Below are 18,966 nucleotides of genomic sequence, written 5' to 3'. Positions count from 1 at the left end.
CACTTAGGTACATTAAACCTCAGTGGTTTTTTATTTTTTAAATTTTAGTGATTAAATAGCAAGCAGATTACGTCGATATGAATCACTATTTTAAATCCGTACTGATGTTAGTTATTTTTGATTATTACTTATTTTTGACTGCTATTCGGTTTTGATAGTCTGAATGAATCCCCCAACGATTATTCCCATCAACTAACTCGTAGTTTAGCATTTGACAGTGGTGCTTTTTATAGTGTTTCTTCGGCACCTTCAATGATAAAGGCACGATAATTTGCCCCTTTTAGGCGATGTTGTAATGCTTCTTGATATATGGGACTGTGATACCAGTCTCGCGCGGCTGCCATATCAGGAAAGCGTAAAATAACAGCGCCTTCAATCTCATTGCCTTCAAGCACTTCTAATTGACCATAAAAAGCCAAGGGTGTTAGCTCACGACCTTCACGAGCAAGCGGCGCTTTTTGTGCATATTGCGCCAGTTCCTCAGCGTCTGTAGTTTGCTCACGGGTAAATACCACATACGCAGACATGGGCTACTCCTTATTTAACAATTCAAGAAGTGCGCTGGCGGTTGCAGCAGAAGAAGCAGGATTTTGTCCAGTAATTAGTAAACCATCTACTTGGACATACACTTGCCAGTCACCTGCTTTAGAATAATGACCACCTTTTTCTTTGAGCATATCTTCGACTAAAAACGGTACAACTTCGGTCAATCCTACTGCTTCTTCTTCAGTATTGGTAAAACCCGTCACGGATTTACCGCTGACCAAAGGCTTGCCATCACTGGTTTTTACATGACGAAGAACACCTGGGGCGTGACAAACTGTAGCAACGGATTTTCCTGACTCAATCGCTTGTTCAATCAGAGCAATTGAAATCGGATCTTCTGCCAAATCCCACAATGGACCATGCCCGCCTGGGTAAAACACGGCATCATAATCAGCGATAGAAATTTCGCTAAGTTTATGGGTCTGTGCCAACGCTTGCATTGCCACGGGATCTGCTTCAAAGCGATGCGTGGTTTCAGTTTGTGCATCGGCTAAGTTACTTTTTGGGTCTAGCGGTGGCTGCCCCCCTTGAGGTGATGCTAGGGTAACTTCAACACCCGCATCAATAAAGGTGTAATACGGCGCCGCAAGTTCTTCTAGCCAAAAACCTGTTTTCTTACCAGTATTGCCGAGTTTGTCATGTGAGGTCAGAACAAGTAAAATTTTCATGTTATTTTCTCTGATAGTTTTTAGAATTTGGGTTATTGCTACATGAGCACAGCGATAGTTCGTATGTGCAAAATGCAAAATACCGAGCAAATTAACCCGTTATTTGATAGCTGTTATCTGGTAGCCATTATTGAGTAGCTGTTATTTAATAGCCTTGCATTCTTGATAGCATTGACAAAACGTGTGAAATTAAGCCTACAGGCTGCTTGATATTGGCTAGTTTAGAAAATAGCGTTCTGACGTATATTTAGTCAGCGAGGCGTGATGATAAAAAATAGGTAAAAAACGGCATCAACGACTAGCTAGTTGACTGATTTAACTAGACTGATGCAATAAAACGCTACGTAGCGTATCATCTAGAATATCAAATGACAGGCAGCGCTTTAGAGAATTTAAGCATCAGTCTAACCTGGTAGTTTACTCGCCAACACATCTACTTTTTCAATAGAAGGCGGCTCTGAAAATAGTTCATCTGCTTGAGCCATCAAAGCGGCGGCAACCTTGCCCGATAAATGAGCCTCGCGACCTGCTTCATCAGGGAATGCATCAAAAATACCAAAGGTTGAAGGGCCAAGGCGTAGACCAAACCATGCAACTGTGGCGGGTTCTTCATTAACAATAGGCAGACCAGCTTTTAGGAAATCTTCTACTTGTTGTTCTTTACCTGGTTTAGCTTCAAGACGGACATATAAAGCGGTTTTAACCATCACTAATACTCCAATATTGACTAGCCAACATTGACTAGCATTAAAATTGAGTCTAAACCACTGTTATATCCATGTCAAACGGCTTTAGCGCATAGCTTTGTTGTATATAGGTTACATAAACATTTGCGCTTTAAGTTGTAAGGAATGTCTGTATCCGCTTAAATTTTAGGTTGATATTACTTCCTTTATGCTTGCTTTAACCATAACAAACAAGCATAAGTGATAAGGTGTAAATGATGTTGCACTCGCTACCCTTGATTGGGTACACTGGTAAAACGATGAATGACGGCATTTTACCGAGGGCTATTTTTCGCGCAAACACATTCGCGCAACCACAGCCGCAAAATGTGAGCTTAGCTTGTATCCTTAACCTTGCGCCCTTGACCTTGCACCTTTAGCCTAGCCTAGCCTAGCGTAGCCTCAGAATATCGACTATCTTTCATTAATTCTATCAGATTAGACTGACTGACCCAAGCCAGCCTATCTGCAATACACTAAAAACACTGCATTTAATTAAACTAACCCGCTATTAAATATACTATGACAAAAGGACAAATCTATGAAAGCCGTATCGTATGTTATCAATAACCAGGATGATTTTAAAAATTCATTGGTAGATATTGAAAAAGCGAAGCCTACGCTTAAGGAACGTGATGTACTGGTAAAAGTTCAGGCAATCTCTGTGAACCCCGTTGATACCAAAGTGAGAAAAAATTCGTCTGAAGCAAATAATCGTATTTTAGGTTGGGATGCCGTTGGGGAAATTATCGAAGTTGGCTCAAAAGTTAAATCGTTTAAAGCAGGAGATTGTGTTTGGTATGCGGGCGATTTAACCCGAGATGGTAGTAATGCTGAGTTTCAAGCAGTCGATGAACGAATTATCAGTCTAAAACCCATTACAGTATCTAATGCAGAAGCCGCAGCATTGCCATTAACTGCAATAACGGCATGGGAAATGCTGTTTGATCGGTTTCAAATTTCAGAAACAGACGTTGGCAGTATTTTGATTATTGGTGGTGCAGGTGGTGTAGGCTCAATCGCTATCCAACTCCTAAAAGCAAAAACAAATCTGACCGTGATAACAACAGCGTCACGTGAAGAAACGAAATCTTGGGTAAAATCATTGGGTGCCGACCATGTCATCGACCATAGCAAAGATTTAAACGAACAAATCGAAGCACTAGGTATTGAAAAACCAAAATACGTCTTCTCTACCAATCATACAGACACCTATATCAAGCAAATAGTTTCTCTGATTGCACCACAAGGTAAGCTTGGATTGATCGATGATCCACAAACCTTTGATATTATGCCGTTTAAGACTAAATCTATTTCTATCCATTGGGAGCTCATGTTCACCCGCTCAATGTTTGAAACCGATGATATTGAAAAGCAAGGTGAACTGTTGCAACAGGTTGCCCAGTTAGTTGATCAGCAAAAAATTAGAAGTACGCTTAACCAAAATCTAGGCAACATTAACGCGGCAAACTTGGAGAAGGCGCATAAACTGCTTGAATCAGGTAAGTCAAAAGGAAAAATTGTACTAGAAGGTTTCTAACACGCATCTTGTAGAACATATCTTGGGGAACACAGCCCCTTAAAATAACGCACCAAACGGCTGGCAGAACGAAAACTGCCAGCCGAAATCACTCATCATCTTGGCTATGCCAAAATGCCAAACTCGACAACTAAAACGACAATCAATAAATTACTGCCACTAAGATGATGATAAGCCACGCCATCAGTATAGAGACGACAGAAATAAACGCGGCTTGGGTATATTGATGGTTCATGTAGTTATTCCGACACGCTAATACGCGCTATGATTCTAATAAACTTTGCGTATAATTTTCGATGCCCATCGAGGTCAGCAGTTCCATCTGCGTTTCTAGCCAATCAATGTGCTCTTCACTCCCGTCTTTGAGTTTAATCAATAATTTGCGAGAGACAAAATCGCTTTTCTGCTCACATAAAGCAATCGCATTTTTGATGATGTCAGTTTTTTGATACTCTAATTGCAAATCACATCGCAAAATTTCAGCAACATTTTCACCGATTAAAATTTTGCCAAGCTCTTGCAAGTTTGGCAGCCCATCTAGCATTAAAATACGCTCAATGAGGTCATCTGCCCATTTCATCTCATGAATCGACTGATGGTACAATTTTTCGTTAAGTTCACTCAGTCCCCAGTTTTTGGCGATACGCGCATGTAAGAAGTACTGGTTAATAGCAATCAATGCCTGACCCAAAACTTGGTTTAGCGCTCTTAGAATTTCTTTATCGACTTGCATAATGTTTACCTTAGTTGCCTTGCTGCTTGGTCGCCTTATTCAGAGATGTCACCGAGCTGAGATTGCAGATAATTGGGCAGTCCCATCATTTCAATCAGTCTTAACTGCTGCTCCAACCAATGCGCATGGTCTTCTTCGGTATCGACCAATTGGGCGACCAAAATCTCACGGGTGACATAGTCTTGCTCTTGCTCACAAAGCGCAATGCCGTCTTTGAGATGTTGACGAACTGCATATTCAAGCTGCAAATCGGCTTTTAGCATACTTGGCACATCGTGACCGATGTTGATATCGGCAACTTTCATGTTGGGCGTGCCTTCTAACATCAACACACGATTGATTAAGGCACGCGCATGATCGCTTTCTTCTTCCATTTCATGATGCATACGCGTATGAAGTTTTGGATAATGCCATTCATGATACATTTGCGCATGAATAAAGTACTGGTCACGAGCCCCCAGTTCACCACTAATTAAGAAATTTAGATAATCAATAACAGCTTGGCTGCCTTTCATGGGTATATCCTTGAAAAATGAACAGAAACAAAGGTTGGGTATTATCTGAAATACTAAATTAAAGTGACGTTAAAAACAATTCATCGCAGCAAATAATTTACAATATTTATCAGTCGCTCATGCACTAATTTAAGTTAATGAGCTTAATGAATGAGCTTGGGTGTGTGCGCTAACAGGTTATTAGGTAATATTAATACACTAGGCAACTTCAATAAATAGGTGCGTATAGTTATTGATACTCTGCGCGTACTCTTCGAGATAACCTTCAATCATTGGCTGACAGCCACCACAGCAAGTAGCCACATCAAGCTCAGCTTGCAACGCCTCTAAGCTGTCATGACCTTGTTCAATGGCTGTTTTGATTTGACTTTCTTTGACCGCATTACAGATACACACAAACATACGCACCTCGTTGATAAATTTTCTTATATAATAATGATAACTATTCTTATTATCAATAAAAATTTTCTCAATCAGGTTATTCACTGACAAACGCAATTTTGGTTAGCTTGTTTTCGCTTGCTGTTGCTAGGATTTGCGCGACGGTATCATATCGACTGTCTTTATCGACGCGTAGCTGAATGCTTGGGGTCTCGCTTAATTTGCCTTGTTCGGCAAAGCGCGTGTTTAATTGCGCCAAACTGATACTGGTATCATCCCAAAAAATCTTGCCATCTTTATCAATGCTTACTTGTATCACTTTGGGCGGGGCTTCATTGACTTGTGCTGAGGTTTTGGGCAAATTTAGCGGCACACTGGGATTGATTACCGTTGCCGTCACCAAAAAAATAATCATCAAGACCAGCATGATATCAATCAGTGGAATCAGATTGATTTCATTCATGCCCGTCGAAGCGTCATCACCGAGTTGAAATGCCATAAGTTATTCCCTGTTTATCTATTTATCTGTTTAGCTTATCTGTTTAGCGTTGGGTCAAGGTTAGGTGTTTTTCAGCATTAAGTCAGCGGCGTTAGTTTGTTGCTTGGGCTGCGAGCTGGTTTGCAAATGGGGCTGGGTGGCTAAACTAGTTTGCGTAACTGGGCTGGAAGAATTCATTAACACGTTGGCAAGCAAGGTATGCGCCGTGTCATTCGCTTGGTGCATGGCTTTGCGATTGATTCGTACTACGACATTGTACATAATCACTGCAGGAATCGCTACCGCAAGCCCAAGCCCAGTCATAATCAAAGCCTCCCCAACCGGTCCTGCGACTTGCCCAAGTCCTGCTTGACCTGATTTAGCAATGCTATCTAAGGCATGAAAAATCCCCCACACGGTACCAAATAGCCCAATAAAAGGGGCAATGGCAGCAGTCGTACCAAGGATATTTAAGCCCTGCTCACTGGCAAAACGGTAGCGATTGAGCTGTTGCAGTAGCTGCTGCTCAGTGACCAATTTTTGATTGTCTAGAGATAAGGTAGTAAGTTGAGCTTGCTGTTGGTGAATTTTCTGGGTCAAATCTTGCGACACTGTTTTGGCAATTTTTTGGCTATTTAAGATACGTAAAATGCCTGTAATCCAAGACAGCATCGATAACGCAATTAACACAAAAAATAACGTCTTGGTTACTACATCTGTATATTGCCAGTAATTTGCAAAATCCATAATCATTCCTATAACACGATAAATATAAAAACTAACTCTAAATGTTAGTATAAATGAGAATCATTATCAACAAAAATATTAAAAATTAGGCTTAATTTAACAAGTGACTGTATTAAACCACGTTAATTAACCCACTTTAAAATATTAAGCAACTTTGATATCAAATGGCTTTGAAATTAAGTAACTTTAAAACCTCATACTTTTTTATCTTCGCTTTGTGTTATACCAAACCCAATAATTAAAGCACTGCCCAATGACGAGCAGTGAGCGACTTAACCGTAGCCACCTGTTTAGCAAAATTACACCAAGCCTGACAAGCGGCATCTACAATAGCTTCATAACTATCAAAACAGCGATTTGATAGCCAGTGTTGCTTAATATACTGCCAAACCTGTTCAATCGGATTTAATTCAGGCGAATAAGGCGGTAGCTTCAAGATAGTCAGGTTTGGTAAATTATAGCGCTCTTTATGCCATACCGCCCCATCCATGACCACAACCGCATAGCGACCTTTGGGTACCGCTTGGCTAATTGCTTGTAAATGTCGTTTCATACACTCGCCATTAGCATAAGGCATGATGAGTCCCACACTTTGACCCGTGGCAGGACATACTGCCCCATAAAGGTAAGTCGAGATAAACTGCTGTTGACGGACTACACGCGGTCTTTTACCACGGTAATGCCATATTCGGGTGATTGAACCTTGCTGACCAATCCGGGTTTCATCTTGAAACCAGATGTCAACATCGCTTAGCTTAGTATCTTCGGGCAGTATGGCAGTTACCTGCTCTATGAAGTTTTTTTAAAGGCTTCTTGGGCGTTAATGTCAGCCTGCGGGTGCTTACTTCTGGCACTTATCCAACTCATACCAATTCGAGCCAGTAGTTCGTAGATGCCATTGACGCTATAGCTTGCTTGATAATGCTCGTGAGCAAGCTTTTGGATGTCTTGTCCTGTCAGTCTGCCGCCACCGCGTTTTGCTTGGCTGTCAACTATTAGTTGCTTGAATGCCTCAATATGCTCTGGAGCCAATTTGCTGTTTCTGCCGCTTCTTGGTTTGTCATAGAGGCTATCAAGCCCTGATGCTTGGTAGCGTCTACGAGTACGTCGTGCGGTTTCAATGTTGATGTTTAAGTTTTCTGCAATCTCAAAGCTGTGTTTGCCAATGCGATATTGGTGAAGGATGTAAAGACGTGTTCTGGCTCTGGCGTTACTTTCAGTTTTGGCAAGTTCGCCAAAGTCATAATCATCTAGGCTGTGTTTTGGGTTTGATTCTTTCATATAGCTATAATACTATATTTTATGGGTTTGGTATTAGATATATTAGAACTTGTATTCAATACCCGTACCTACAATCAAGTCATCTTTGTTATTGTCACGGCTGATTTGCCCTGCATAAATATGACCCGTGGTCGCTTTATTGAATGCATATTCTCCACCAACTGCGATTTCATTTACATCAGCATCTTTTACGCCTTTCTCGTCAGTGGTATTAACATATTGTGCTTTAACTGCCCAAGGGGTATCGGTGATTTTATACTTACCACTAATCAGCCAAGATTTTTCATCTTCACTGGCTTTGTTAACACGGTTGTTGTTAACGATGCTATAATTATCGTAGTATTGGCTTTGTTGGTATAGAGCACCTAAAGCTAGGCCAGGAACCATATTCATTTTGCCCATATCTAGATCAGCAACCAAACGCCACGTATTATCAATCACGCCAGTAGTATTTACATTGTTAGCACCCATGTCTTTGTCATAAGCACCGGCTAGATAAACACCATTTTTGTCATAGGCTAATAATGCAGAATAACCATTATCTTTTACTTTTCTATCACGATAGACTGCAGGCTTCGTATCAGATGCTGCGGAAACGAGAATATCACCGTCGGCATCAGTTTCTGATAATGCGGTAGCTGCCATAAAACTCACTGGCATACCAACAATGGTCGGTGATTTATAAGCCACCACATTGTTAGCACGGTATTCACCTGAAACACCCGCATTTTTCATATCAAGTAAGGTAGTATTAAACACGTCAACTTTGTGTTGTGCAATTTTCAATGGGGTATTATGACGTCCCGCTAGTACAGTACCTAAAGTGTTGTGGGCTAAGCCTACATAAGTATCAAGTGAGTAAAATTGACCTTTACCATTTGTATCAGCATCAACATCAATACCATATTCTAATTGGTAAATAAGTTTAGTGGTGTCAGTTAAATCGTCTTGACCTTTAAAACCGATACGTGATGAATTAGAGGTAAGTTTAAATGTGTCTTCATCTGTCTTGTTAGCTGCAGCATAGTCTGTATTAACATAATCTAAGGTTAAAAATACTTTACCATAAACAGTCGGTGCAGCATGGGCAGCAGTGATTGAAGCTAAAGCGATAGCTGAAGCTAGAGCGATTTTTTTCATAAGGATTTCTCCACAGTATCCTAGGTGAAACTACACAGATGCGTAGCAATTCTTTTGTATAGATATAGTCATAACTGAATTATAGTGAACAAGGTTGTTCGTGGTGAGCCTGTCGAACCATAACGACCATTACCCTTCGACAAGCTCACCATAAGACACAATCATGTCCAATTGCTCATTGGGTTTGGCATAGGTCGTTAGACTTCGCTGAAATTGCTGATCGTTACTGGCATAGCCCAGTTTAACCTTTGCCCCCATTTTTTGATCAGGTAGTAGCAAGTCTTGTGCATCCACCGTGGTAAACGCCACACCGCCACCGATGGCATTATTGCCCAAAGTCACCGAGTTATTACCCACTGACACCTCTGTTGTTTTATACAAATCTGGGTCAAGTCCACTAATTCCGGAGTGGTTAAAACCGCGCGTTTCCGGTTGGCGCACCCCATCCACGGTGATTTTTAAGGCACTGCCTGCATTGTCTGAGCCCAAACCGCGAATATAAATATGCTGATCCATCCCCGAAGTGCCACCGACATTCACCCCAGCAACCGTCGGTAAATATTGATTGAGTAAATCAGCTTGCTGTACCTTGACTGAGGTCTCATGGCGGACGTTCTCAGTCTGTTTTGCTGGGGTATATTGACGGGCATTAAAAGTAATGGTCTGCAAAGTAGTGACGGGTTCTGGCTCACTCGCTATTGCCAACGATGAATAAAGGGTGGTTAATACACACAGAGTTAAATAGCGCAAAGCACCACGCGGCGGTAAACTAGCATTGGCAGTATTCATAAAATCACTCAGATATATAAAAAAAGAGAAGCGTTACAAAGCGGTAAGAATAATAATATAAATGATAATCATTATCAATTAATTTTTCCAATTATTTCCCTTTTTTTTCGAATATCTAACGCTAGTTATCAATAAGTAACCAAGTAAAATCAGGCAACATCAAGCGAAATTATAAAGTGGCTTAAAGTTCGCCCAATAATCCTTTCAACAAGTTATAACAATTTCACCCCGCTAAAATTTTGCTAATCTCTCCTAGACAGGAGCCACAATTGGTGCCTGCTTTGCAATGTTTACCAACCTCAACGACGGTTTTACAGTGATATTTTTTTATTGTCTCAACAATGGTATGTTCACCCACTGACATACAAGAGCAAACAATCCGCCCTGTATCAATAAAACCCGTGGCAGGTTTGCCCATTAGTAGCCATTTACGCGTATGGCTATCGAGCGTTGTGCCAAATTGGCTATCTAGCCAGTTATGGGTGGGTAGTTTATGCTCGTGGGTGCTCAAAAATACTAGCGCATGGACTTGCCCATTTTGCAATATCGCAAGGCGTAAATCTTGGCTGGTGTTATCGGTATCAATATGTTGATAATGGATAATATCAAAGTTGTAGGCTTGCGCTGGTTGATTGAGCCATACACTTAACTGCTGTTGCCAATATTGCTTATCAAACCAAGTTGTCATGAACGCAGACTGATTATCAATGGCAAAAAAATACTGGCTACTGTTTGACTGGCGATTACGCACCCAATAAGTCATATCTGGCGATTCGAGCCAAGTTAGCAGGTTTTCATCACAGTGTTTATCAATCAATAACCATCCAAATGCTTGCATGGTTAGCTTTTGCAGCCTGACAGGTTGGTGCTTGAGCTGCGGTTGCTGTGAAAAGGGGTCATGATGATTGCTGATAAGCTTACCGACACGCGCATTGGCGGCAAAGTGCTGATTCCAGTGCATAGGTATAAACACATCGCCTTGGCGTTGTTTTTCAGTCACATCTGCCCGCACTAAGATAGTACCATTGGGACTGTTAATTTGCACAAAATCGTTATTTTGTACACCCAAAGGTTTGGCGTCACTCGGGTGAATCGCAACCAGTGGGTGCGGTAAATGCTGATTGAGCTGTGGGGCAATCCCTGTACGGGTCATGGTATGCCATTGGTCACGCGAGCGACCTGTGTTAAGCACTAGTGGATATTGCTCATCAGGCAATGACTTGGGTACCGCAGGATTAACGGTGACAAAATGCAGTTTTTGGGTATCAGTATAAGTTGTGCCGATAGTGGTGTGTGCGTCTTGTTTTTGTAGTCCAAAATAATGCGGTTGACCCCACTGAAACGGTGCCAAATTATCATACTCGTTTTGGCTAATATTGGCTAAATGACTGATATTAAAACTTCGACTATCTGTATTTTTTTCACCGCCATTCTTCTCGCCACTAAGCCGAGCGTGTTCGGCAAACACTTGGTAGTCGTGGGTGTAATCAAAACCCACAAAACCCATTTTCTGTGCCACTTGGCTGACTATCCACCAGTCGGGCTTGGCATCAGCAAATGGGGTGACTAAGCGGCGCTGGCGAGAGATACGGCGTTCGCTGTTGGTGACCGTGCCTGATTTTTCACTCCAGCCTTGCGCGGGCAAAACCACATGAGCAAAGTCGAGCGTGTCGCTGTCTTTTGAGCAGTCAGACACGATGACCAGTGGGCATTGCTGTAACGCCATGGCAAATTTGTCTGCTTCTGGCAGACTGACCACAGGATTGGTCGCCATAATCCAAATCGCTTTAATTTGCCCCTCCAAAATAGCATCGGCACATTGGGTTGCCTTGACACCATCTTTACCACTAATACTAGTCGGTGCTTGCCAAAAGTTGGCTACTGTTTGACGATGGTCGCTGTTTTTGAGCTCAAAATGACTGGCAAGCAGATTGGCTAACGCCCCGACCTCTCGCCCACCCATGGCATTGGGCTGTCCTGTAATTGAGAATGCCCCTGCCCCTTCAAAACCCAGTTTGCCTGTATAAAGGTGGCAATTGATAATGCTATTCACCTTATCGGTGCCATTACTGGCTTGATTGACACCCATTGAGTAAAAACTCACGGTTTTCGTGGTAGTGGCAAACAATTGGTAAAACTCGGTTAAATCACTTTCGATGACACCGCAGATTTTGGCAACTTTTTTAATCGTCCAACTGTCACTGGCTGCAAGCGCATCAGCAAGATTGTCACAATGCCTGAGATAATCGTGATTGGCATAGCCGTTTTGGTGCAAGTAATTGAGTAGTCCGACAAATAAATGGGTATCTGTGCCGGAGCGAATCGGCAAATGCAAGTCAGCAATCGCGGTGCTGTCAGTGGCTCGCGGGTCAATTACCACGATTTTTTTGTTGGCATTGGCTTGTTTGCTGGATTTTAACCGACCAAATAAAATCGGATGACACCACGCCATATTCGAACCGATAATGATAAATAGGTCGCTGTTTTCGATGTCTTCATAATTACAAGGCACAGTGTCCGAGCCAAATGCTCGCTTGTAGCCAGCCACCGCTGATGACATACACAGTCGAGAATTGGAGTCCAAATTATTGGTACCCAAAAAACCTTTGGTAAATTTGTTTGCCACGTAATAATCTTCGGTGAGCAGTTGTCCCGATACATATAGCATAACGCTGTCGGCGCCGTATTCATCAATGGTCTGTTGCAATGATTTAGCAACAAAATCGGTGGCGGTATCCCAATCGACTGGCTCGCCATGAATCATCGGATGTGCCAAACGGCGGTCACGATCGAGCGTATCGCCCAACGCTTTGCCTTTGGAGCATAATTTGCCAAAGTTGGCAGGATGGTTTGGATCACCGTCAATGCTGACGTGTTGGGTATTCTCATCAATCGTCGCCAACACGCCACAGCCAACACCGCAATAGGCACAGGTAGTCTTGACTTGTGTCAGGGGAGATTTTTGTTGTACTAAATGTTGTATAGTTGTTGTCACACGTTAACCTTTTACTATTTTTGATTTCTACCAGTCAGATCAGCCCGCCAGCAACTCTTCACAAAACGCTTTGCCAAACAGTAATTTATCTTTGATGGCTGAAATATCTTGTTGATTTTGAATCAGTTCAAAAAACCAACTGCCCTCTTGTACATCACCATATAGCACTGCAGATAAAATACGGTTGTCTTTTACGGTGATTTTTTGATAGATGCTATGGCTAGGGTCTTGATAAATCAACTGCTCGCAGTCGTGACTCACATCGATATCACCTGCCGAAAATAGCGCCACGCCCGAGACCTTTAGCTTGGTTGCCGTTGGTTGTATGCTAAACACGGGCGAGGTGCTGTCTGGCTGCTCGTTTAAGGTATGTAGCAGAATATTGGCTTGCTCATACACAGGTGCGACGAGCCCAAATAGCTGGTTGTCAAACTGTACACACTCACCAATCGCATACACGTCTGGGGTATGGGTTCGCATTTGGTTATCAACCAAAATCCCCCGCTCGCAAGTGATACCGACCTGTTGCGCAAGGGCAATATTGGGTCGCACGCCGACAGTCATGATAATGCAATCGCTGTCAATGGTTTTGGCAGGGATGGATGTGTCGACATTATCCGTGTAAGTCAGTCCAGTGACCTGGTTATCCTTGTCCACGCAAATCGCTTGGGAGTTGGCGTTGAGCACAAACTCAATACCTTTGTTTTCAAAGTAAGTTTGCAGTAAATCGGCAGCGGTTTTATCCAGTTGGCGATTGAGTAAATAGCCTGCCCCATGCACCACAGTGACTTTCGCTCCCTGTTGTACCAAAGCATTAGCAGCCTCAAGACCGAGTAATCCACCGCCGATAACCAGACATTTTGGAGATTTTTTGCCATTATGATTGTTTTTTGCGATATCTAGCATAGCATCCACATCGGCTTTAGTACGAAAACCCATGACGCCTTTTGCGGTATGGTTGGGCAATGGCAAAATAAATGGCGTTGAACCTGTGGCAAACACCAATTTGTCATAGCCGATAGTTTCGCCACTGTCGGTGATGACCTGATGAGCAGCAAGATTGATATCGCTAACAGTGCAACCTGTCTTTACAGTGATGTTATGGTTGGCGTACTCCTCTTGAGAAAATAGATAAATCTCAGCGAAGCGTTTTTCCCCTGCCAATACAGGCGATAGCATAATACGGTTATAGCCTGCATATGGCTCGCTGTTGATAAGCGTGATGGCAAACTCATCTCGACTTTGTTCGCCTTGGCTGTCAATCCCCAGTCCGCTGTGGGTACTCAGTCTGCTTTTGGCATACTGCATGGCAAAGCGTGTCCCTGCCATCCCTGCCCCTATGATAAGAATGTGTGTGTGTTGCATTATTTGGCTGACCTTGCTTATCCGACCCGATATTTAATACTTTAGAATCTAGCACTTTAGAATTTAGCCCTTTAGATAATTCAAAATCTATGCCAACCGTTTTAAACCGTTGTTTTTTACTGTTTTTTATGGTGTTTTAAATTTTGGCTATTATTTGTCGGACAGTGTGATGGATGTTGACCACTCTTTGAATTTAACCTCTTTAACTGTAGATAACTGTTTGAGGGTTTTTAAAATATTTTTAGACATTTTTTTGCTTATTTATTTGCATTATTCTTTTACCTTAGCGATTACTTACCAAAATAGTGCAGTACAGCATCAAATTTATCATTTATGCCAATCGGTGAAAGTTTTTTCACAGCAAAATAGCTAATTGATGGGTCATTCAAAAAAATTATTGTAAAAACAAAAGCTTATGATAATGGCATAAATATTGCTTTTACCTTGTTACCGTGAACCGTACAGGCTTACTTAAAGGAGAAGCAGATGCCCCAACGTTTACCGCTGTTTGCTATGAAATTACCCCGTATCAAGGTGTTACATTACACCTGGTTTGCTTTTTTCGTCACCTTTTTAATTTGGTTTGCTCATGTGGCATTGATGCCCACCATCAAACAATATTTTCATTTGAGCGATGGACAAGTCAAAGCGATCTTGATGCTCAATGTGGCTTTGACCATTCCTGCTCGTTTGCTAATCGGCGCGATGGTCGATAGATACGGCCCCAAGCGTTCATATAGTGCTGTGTTGTTGATTAGCGGTTTTTTGTGTTTTGTGTTTGCTTTTGCTCAAAGTTTCCAAATGCTGGCGATTGGGCGATTTTTGCTAGGTTTTGTCGGTGCAGGATTTGTGGTTGGGATTCGTTTGATTTCAGAATGGTTTCCTGTCAATGAAGTCGGCTCGGCAGAAGGGGTGTACGGTGGTTGGGGCAATTTTGGGGCGGCAGTAGCGTCGATGTCGATGCCGATTCTTGCCTTAATGTATGGCGGTGCAGACGGTTGGCGGTATGCGATTGCTACCACAGGCGTGATTGCGATTGTTTATTCGGTCATTTTTTATCGTGGCGTCAGTGATACACCCAAAGGCGCGACTTATTTTAAACCAAAAAAATCAGGCGGCTTGGAAGTATCAAACAAGGCAGACTTTTACTTTTATGCGGTGATGATTTTACCGGTTTATGCGATTTTGTTTTTGTTGGCGTGGCGTTTGTCACCTAGCGGATTAAAATTATTAACTGCTAATCAAACCATGCTGGCATATGCGGTGGTGGCGGTGCTTGTAGTCTATCAATATATCAAAATCTGGTCAGTCAATAAGCATTTATTTGATACATCTCGCCCTGCGGTAAATCCAGAATATGGTTATCAGTTCAAACAAGTGGCGATTTTGGACATGGCGTATTTGGCATGTTTTGGCTCTGAGTTGGCAGTAGTGTCGATGTTGCCGCAATTTTTTATTACCAACTATGGTGTATCGCATACTTTAGCAGGGTTGACTGCAGGCTGTTTTGCGGTGATGAATTTATTTGCTCGTCCTGGCGGTGGTTTTATGTCCGATGCGGTCGGTCGTCGTAAAGTATTGATGATTGCATTGGCAGGGCAAACGGTGGGTTATCTGCTAATGACGCAAATGACCAAGTTACCATTGGCGGGTGCAGTGGCAATCGTGCTGCTTACTTCTGTATTTGTGCAAGCAGCATGCGGTGCAGTGTACTCAGTGGTTCCGCTCATTCAACGCCGTATGACAGGGCAAATTGCTGGTATGGCGGGTGCCTATGGTAACGTAGGTGGGGTGTTGTTTTTGACTATTTTCTCTATGGTATCGCCAACAGGATTCTTTATTACCCTCGCGATTTTTGCAGGGATTGCCTTTATTGGCGCGACCTTCCTGAGCGAGCCACAAGGACATATGGTCGAGGTGCACGAAGATGGCACGATTGAGCGAATTGCGATAGCGTAATCGCTCTTTAAATCCAACCAAAAAACAGTCGACCAGCGGACAAGGAAGTCTAGTTAGTAAGGCAAAAAAGGGTGTATGCCCTTTTTTCATTTTTGCACAATGCGTAGCAACCGTGCTAGTAAGGAAAAACCCATGTCAAAAGCCATTCAGCAAAATCCCCCCAGTTTGCAATCCTTACCGCAACTGCTGACCCGTGCTGCTAGTCATGCAGGGCGCAAAGCGGAAAATCAAGATACCTTGACAATGCAAACGCTGGTACCAACAGGGGATAGCAGCGCCGCTCAGCTTGCATGGCAAGTCACTGCTTTAGCTGACGGCGTCAGCAGCTGCGGACAGCCAAAGCTCGCCAGCCAATGGGTGATTGATACGCTGATCGACCAATTAACCATGCACCAAGCTGACATGGTAACAACCACTGTTACTAGCCCTGTGACTAGCGATTCATTGAATAACAACAGTGCCGAAACGCTGGCGCAAATGCTCACCAAAAGCGTGCATATTATCAATGATTTTTTGTATTTTAGTGATCACCCTGACAGCTTTGATTCAGCCTCGCAGCGGTATTTGCCCAAATTACTTTCAACCTTATCGGGGCTGCTGTTTACCGAGCCTTTATTATCCGAGCACTCGGCAGTGTTATTTCACACGGGCGATAGCCGTATCTATCGGCTACGACACAACAAACTGCGCATACTCACCCAAGACCACAGACACAAACGAGGGAGAGACAAAGGCGCCTTAGCCGCTGCACTTGGCGCAGATGCCCATGTAGAATTACAACTTGCCCAAATTGATGTGTTGCCCGAAGATGTGTTTTTGATAATGACCGATGGGGTGTATGAATTTATCGGTGATGATGAATTATTGTTACTCACCCAATCGGCATTGGGCAAATTGTTGGCGCTGGATAATTCCACTACCCTAGACTTAGAAAATTTGCCAGAAACCTTGTGCCAAGTGGCATTGGAAAATGGCAGTAATGACAATGTCAGTTGCGTGATGATAGCCGTCTTACCAAAAGTTGCGAGAATTTTGGCGAATGCAGATTTTGACAAAGCTGACCTTGCTGAACATACAGACAGTCGTCATGCGGTTACCCGTTTACGCATTCCGCCTGTGCTGACGGCCGGTGACAAGCTTGATTATTTTACCATTGATAAAGTGGTGCAAAACACCCCACGCAGTAGCGTGTATTTGGCTACCGACAGCACCGCTGACACAGCCGATAATCAGCGTATTATCAAAGTGCCATCTGCCTATTATGAAGACGATAGCGGATTTTTACGGCTGTTTTTAAAAGAAGAAAAAATAGGGTTAAGCCTCAATCACCCAAGCTTACTAAAATTTTACCCCAAGCCAATAAATAGCCAATATCTGTACCATGTCACCGAATTTTTGCAAGGCATGAGCTTGCGTGAATTTATCGACACTCAGCCGCCGTTATCGGTTGCCCAAACTTTTGCTATTGTCAATCAAATCGGTATGGCGCTGCGAGCCATGCACCGGAATTATCTACTCCATCAAGATATCAAGCCCGAAAATATCATGCTGCTGCCATCGGGTCATATCAAGCTCATTGACTTTGGTGCGGTTGGCTCGTTGCTCCTAAAAACTGCACATACACCGCCTGTGGGTGATTTGCACTATATTGCCCCCGAATATTTTAGCGATGCACCAAAAGGGGTGTATTCCGATATTTTCTCGCTGGGTGTGGTGACTTATGAGATGCTGACAGGGCTACAGCCGTTTGATGTCGATACCTTGACCACTGCGATGACCGCCCAAACCACCCAAAAACTGGCGTTCAAAAACGTGCGACAATTGCGCGCGGATTTGCCATTTTGGGTCAATGACGTGCTGATTCGTGCATTGCAAGCAGATAGCAACCGCCGTTATCAGAGCATTGGTGATTTTCTCACCGACCTTGACCCCAAAAGCCATGCCGACGATAAAGCCAAACAGCCGCTGATTGACAAACATCCTGTGCTATTTTGGCAACTGGTCAGTGGCATATTAGCAGCGCTGTTGCTCATCACTTGGTTACTGGTTGGGTTAAATCACTAAAATGTGAGTTATTTTTCTTAATAGACAATTAACCTATATATTTTAACCCATTGAAATTTATAATTAATTTAAATATTGGCATAAAGTTTGCTTATATAACAGTATAGAAAAACTTGGGATAATACTCGCCAAAAGCCAATCATTATCCTAGTCAAAAAGCCAATGTTTCGTTAGAAGGGATAAATACATGAAAAATCTTATCGTCGTCGGTAATGGGATGGTCGGGCACCACTTTATCGAAAAAGCGATTGAAAAACGCCTACACCAAACTTACCAAATCCATGTGTTTAGTGCTGAGAGTCGCCCTGCCTATGACCGTGTCTATTTATCCAGTTATTTTGAACATAAAGACGCCAGTCAGCTTAATTTAGTGGATCTGGCAAACTATGAGCAAGCGGGCATTACTTTGCATTTGGGTGAAGGCGTCGCAAGTTTTGATGCGCAAACCAAAACCCTTATCACCAGCAAGGGCAACACCTTAGAATTTGAAAAATTGGTGTTAGCAACAGGCTCGTATCCGTTCGTACCCCCAGTACAGGGCAATGACCATGCCCACTGCCATGTGTATCGCACCATTGATGACTTAGACGCCATCATCGCCACCGCCGCCAATTCTCGAGTACAGCGTGGCGTGGTTGTGGGTGGCGGTCTGCTCGGACTTGAAGCCGCAAAAGCCTTGGTCACTTTGGGGTTAACCACCTATGTGGTCGAGTTTGCTCCACAATTGATGGGCGTTCAGCTTGACGCTGCCGGTGGTGAGCTACTGAAAAAGAAAATCGAAGACTTGGGCGTCACCGTTTTGACAGGCAAAAACACCCAACAAATCATCGACAATCATGACGATGACGCCAGTTTTTTAACCATGCAATTTGCCGATGGTACGCTACTTGATACTGATTTGATTTTGTTTAGTGCAGGGATTCGCCCTGAAGATACTATAGCACGAGATTCTGGGCTAAAACTTGGCGAACGTGGCGGTATCGTCATTGATGACACATGTCAAACGAGCGAGCCAAATATTTATGCCATTGGTGAATGTG

At 43.0% G+C, this 18,966-nt stretch carries 18 protein-coding genes; 4 read left to right on the top strand and 14 right to left on the bottom strand.

All coding sequences use genetic code 11. From position 1 onward, the window contains the following. Positions 1 to 227 precede the first annotated feature (227 nt). From RTN07_RS00090 to RTN07_RS00080, 3 genes are all read right to left on the bottom strand, one after another. Positions 228 to 527, bottom strand: coding sequence for a DUF1330 domain-containing protein (locus RTN07_RS00090; RefSeq protein ID WP_065253684.1), 300 nt, complete (start codon positions 525 to 527; stop codon positions 228 to 230). A gap of 3 nt (positions 528 to 530) precedes the next feature. Further along, positions 531 to 1,214, bottom strand: coding sequence for a type 1 glutamine amidotransferase domain-containing protein (locus RTN07_RS00085; RefSeq protein WP_065253683.1), 684 nt, complete (start codon positions 1,212 to 1,214; stop codon positions 531 to 533). 404 nt (positions 1,215 to 1,618) lie between these two features. Next, entirely contained in the window at positions 1,619 to 1,921 is a 303-nt protein-coding gene (locus RTN07_RS00080) for a putative quinol monooxygenase (protein WP_065253682.1), read from the bottom strand. A 559-nt stretch (positions 1,922 to 2,480) separates the two neighbouring features. Here RTN07_RS00080 and RTN07_RS00075 point away from each other — a divergent pair. Continuing rightward, entirely contained in the window at positions 2,481 to 3,479 is a 999-nt protein-coding gene (locus RTN07_RS00075) for a zinc-binding alcohol dehydrogenase family protein (protein WP_312174617.1), read from the top strand. A 262-nt stretch (positions 3,480 to 3,741) separates the two neighbouring features. Here RTN07_RS00075 and bfr (RTN07_RS00070) read toward each other — a convergent pair whose 3' ends face one another. The 11 genes from bfr (RTN07_RS00070) to RTN07_RS00020 all read right to left on the bottom strand — a co-directional run bounded on the left by bfr (RTN07_RS00070) (position 3,742) and on the right by RTN07_RS00020 (position 13,903). After that, entirely contained in the window at positions 3,742 to 4,212 is a 471-nt protein-coding gene (gene bfr, locus RTN07_RS00070; RefSeq protein WP_312174615.1) for a bacterioferritin, read from the bottom strand. Positions 4,213 to 4,247: 35 nt separating this feature from the next. After that, on the bottom strand, positions 4,248 to 4,727 hold the full coding sequence (bfr, locus tag RTN07_RS00065; protein ID WP_312174613.1) for a bacterioferritin: 480 nt from the start codon (positions 4,725 to 4,727) through the stop codon (positions 4,248 to 4,250). A gap of 198 nt (positions 4,728 to 4,925) precedes the next feature. Beyond that, positions 4,926 to 5,129, bottom strand: coding sequence for a (2Fe-2S)-binding protein (locus RTN07_RS00060; protein ID WP_007116452.1), 204 nt, complete (start codon positions 5,127 to 5,129; stop codon positions 4,926 to 4,928). A gap of 76 nt (positions 5,130 to 5,205) precedes the next feature. Next, complete coding sequence (locus tag RTN07_RS00055) at positions 5,206 to 5,607, bottom strand: ExbD/TolR family protein (protein ID WP_309596855.1); 402 nt, start codon at positions 5,605 to 5,607, stop codon at positions 5,206 to 5,208. Positions 5,608 to 5,667: 60 nt separating this feature from the next. Continuing rightward, positions 5,668 to 6,333: a MotA/TolQ/ExbB proton channel family protein gene (locus tag RTN07_RS00050; protein ID WP_312174609.1), complete on the bottom strand. Its 666-nt coding sequence runs from the start codon at positions 6,331 to 6,333 to the stop codon at positions 5,668 to 5,670. A gap of 238 nt (positions 6,334 to 6,571) precedes the next feature. Next, complete coding sequence (locus RTN07_RS00045) at positions 6,572 to 7,072, bottom strand: IS630 family transposase (protein ID WP_312175382.1); 501 nt, start codon at positions 7,070 to 7,072, stop codon at positions 6,572 to 6,574. Between the two features lie 50 nt (positions 7,073 to 7,122). Beyond that, the gene (locus RTN07_RS00040) at positions 7,123 to 7,614 is read right to left on the bottom strand and encodes a winged helix-turn-helix domain-containing protein (RefSeq protein ID WP_312174606.1); all 492 of its coding nucleotides are present in this window, start codon (positions 7,612 to 7,614) and stop codon (positions 7,123 to 7,125) included. Positions 7,615 to 7,656: 42 nt separating this feature from the next. Further along, positions 7,657 to 8,754, bottom strand: a complete 1,098-nt coding sequence (locus RTN07_RS00035; RefSeq protein WP_312174604.1) for a porin — start codon at positions 8,752 to 8,754, stop codon at positions 7,657 to 7,659. A 129-nt stretch (positions 8,755 to 8,883) separates the two neighbouring features. Further along, entirely contained in the window at positions 8,884 to 9,543 is a 660-nt protein-coding gene (locus RTN07_RS00030; RefSeq protein ID WP_312174602.1) for a TonB-dependent receptor plug domain-containing protein, read from the bottom strand. Positions 9,544 to 9,766: 223 nt separating this feature from the next. Further along, a complete protein-coding gene (locus RTN07_RS00025) occupies positions 9,767 to 12,538 on the bottom strand; it encodes a molybdopterin-dependent oxidoreductase (protein WP_312174600.1) in 2,772 nt (923 codons plus the stop codon). A 39-nt stretch (positions 12,539 to 12,577) separates the two neighbouring features. Then, positions 12,578 to 13,903 carry an NAD(P)/FAD-dependent oxidoreductase gene (locus tag RTN07_RS00020; RefSeq protein ID WP_312174599.1) on the bottom strand — a complete coding sequence of 442 codons (1,326 nt, stop codon included), beginning with the start codon at positions 13,901 to 13,903 and terminating at the stop codon, positions 12,578 to 12,580. A gap of 486 nt (positions 13,904 to 14,389) precedes the next feature. Here RTN07_RS00020 and RTN07_RS00015 point away from each other — a divergent pair, with 486 nt between their 5' ends. The 3 genes from RTN07_RS00015 to RTN07_RS00005 form a co-directional block, all read left to right on the top strand. Further along, positions 14,390 to 15,862 (top strand): MFS transporter, encoded by a 1,473-nt coding sequence (locus tag RTN07_RS00015; protein WP_050323933.1) that lies wholly within the window; start codon positions 14,390 to 14,392, stop codon positions 15,860 to 15,862. Positions 15,863 to 15,994: 132 nt separating this feature from the next. Further along, positions 15,995 to 17,926, top strand: coding sequence for a bifunctional protein-serine/threonine kinase/phosphatase (locus RTN07_RS00010; RefSeq protein WP_312174597.1), 1,932 nt, complete (start codon positions 15,995 to 15,997; stop codon positions 17,924 to 17,926). Between the two features lie 187 nt (positions 17,927 to 18,113). Next, on the top strand, positions 18,114 to 18,966 hold an 853-nt coding region (locus RTN07_RS00005), incomplete at its 3' end, for an FAD-dependent oxidoreductase (RefSeq protein WP_312174595.1).

Source organism: Moraxella sp. CTOTU46934 (assembly GCF_031979465.1).
Classification (GTDB): Bacteria; Pseudomonadota; Gammaproteobacteria; order Pseudomonadales; family Moraxellaceae; genus Faucicola; species Faucicola tetraodonis.
The sequence above is the reverse complement of the archived record's forward strand: the minus strand, read 5'-3'. Positions and strand labels throughout refer to the sequence as shown.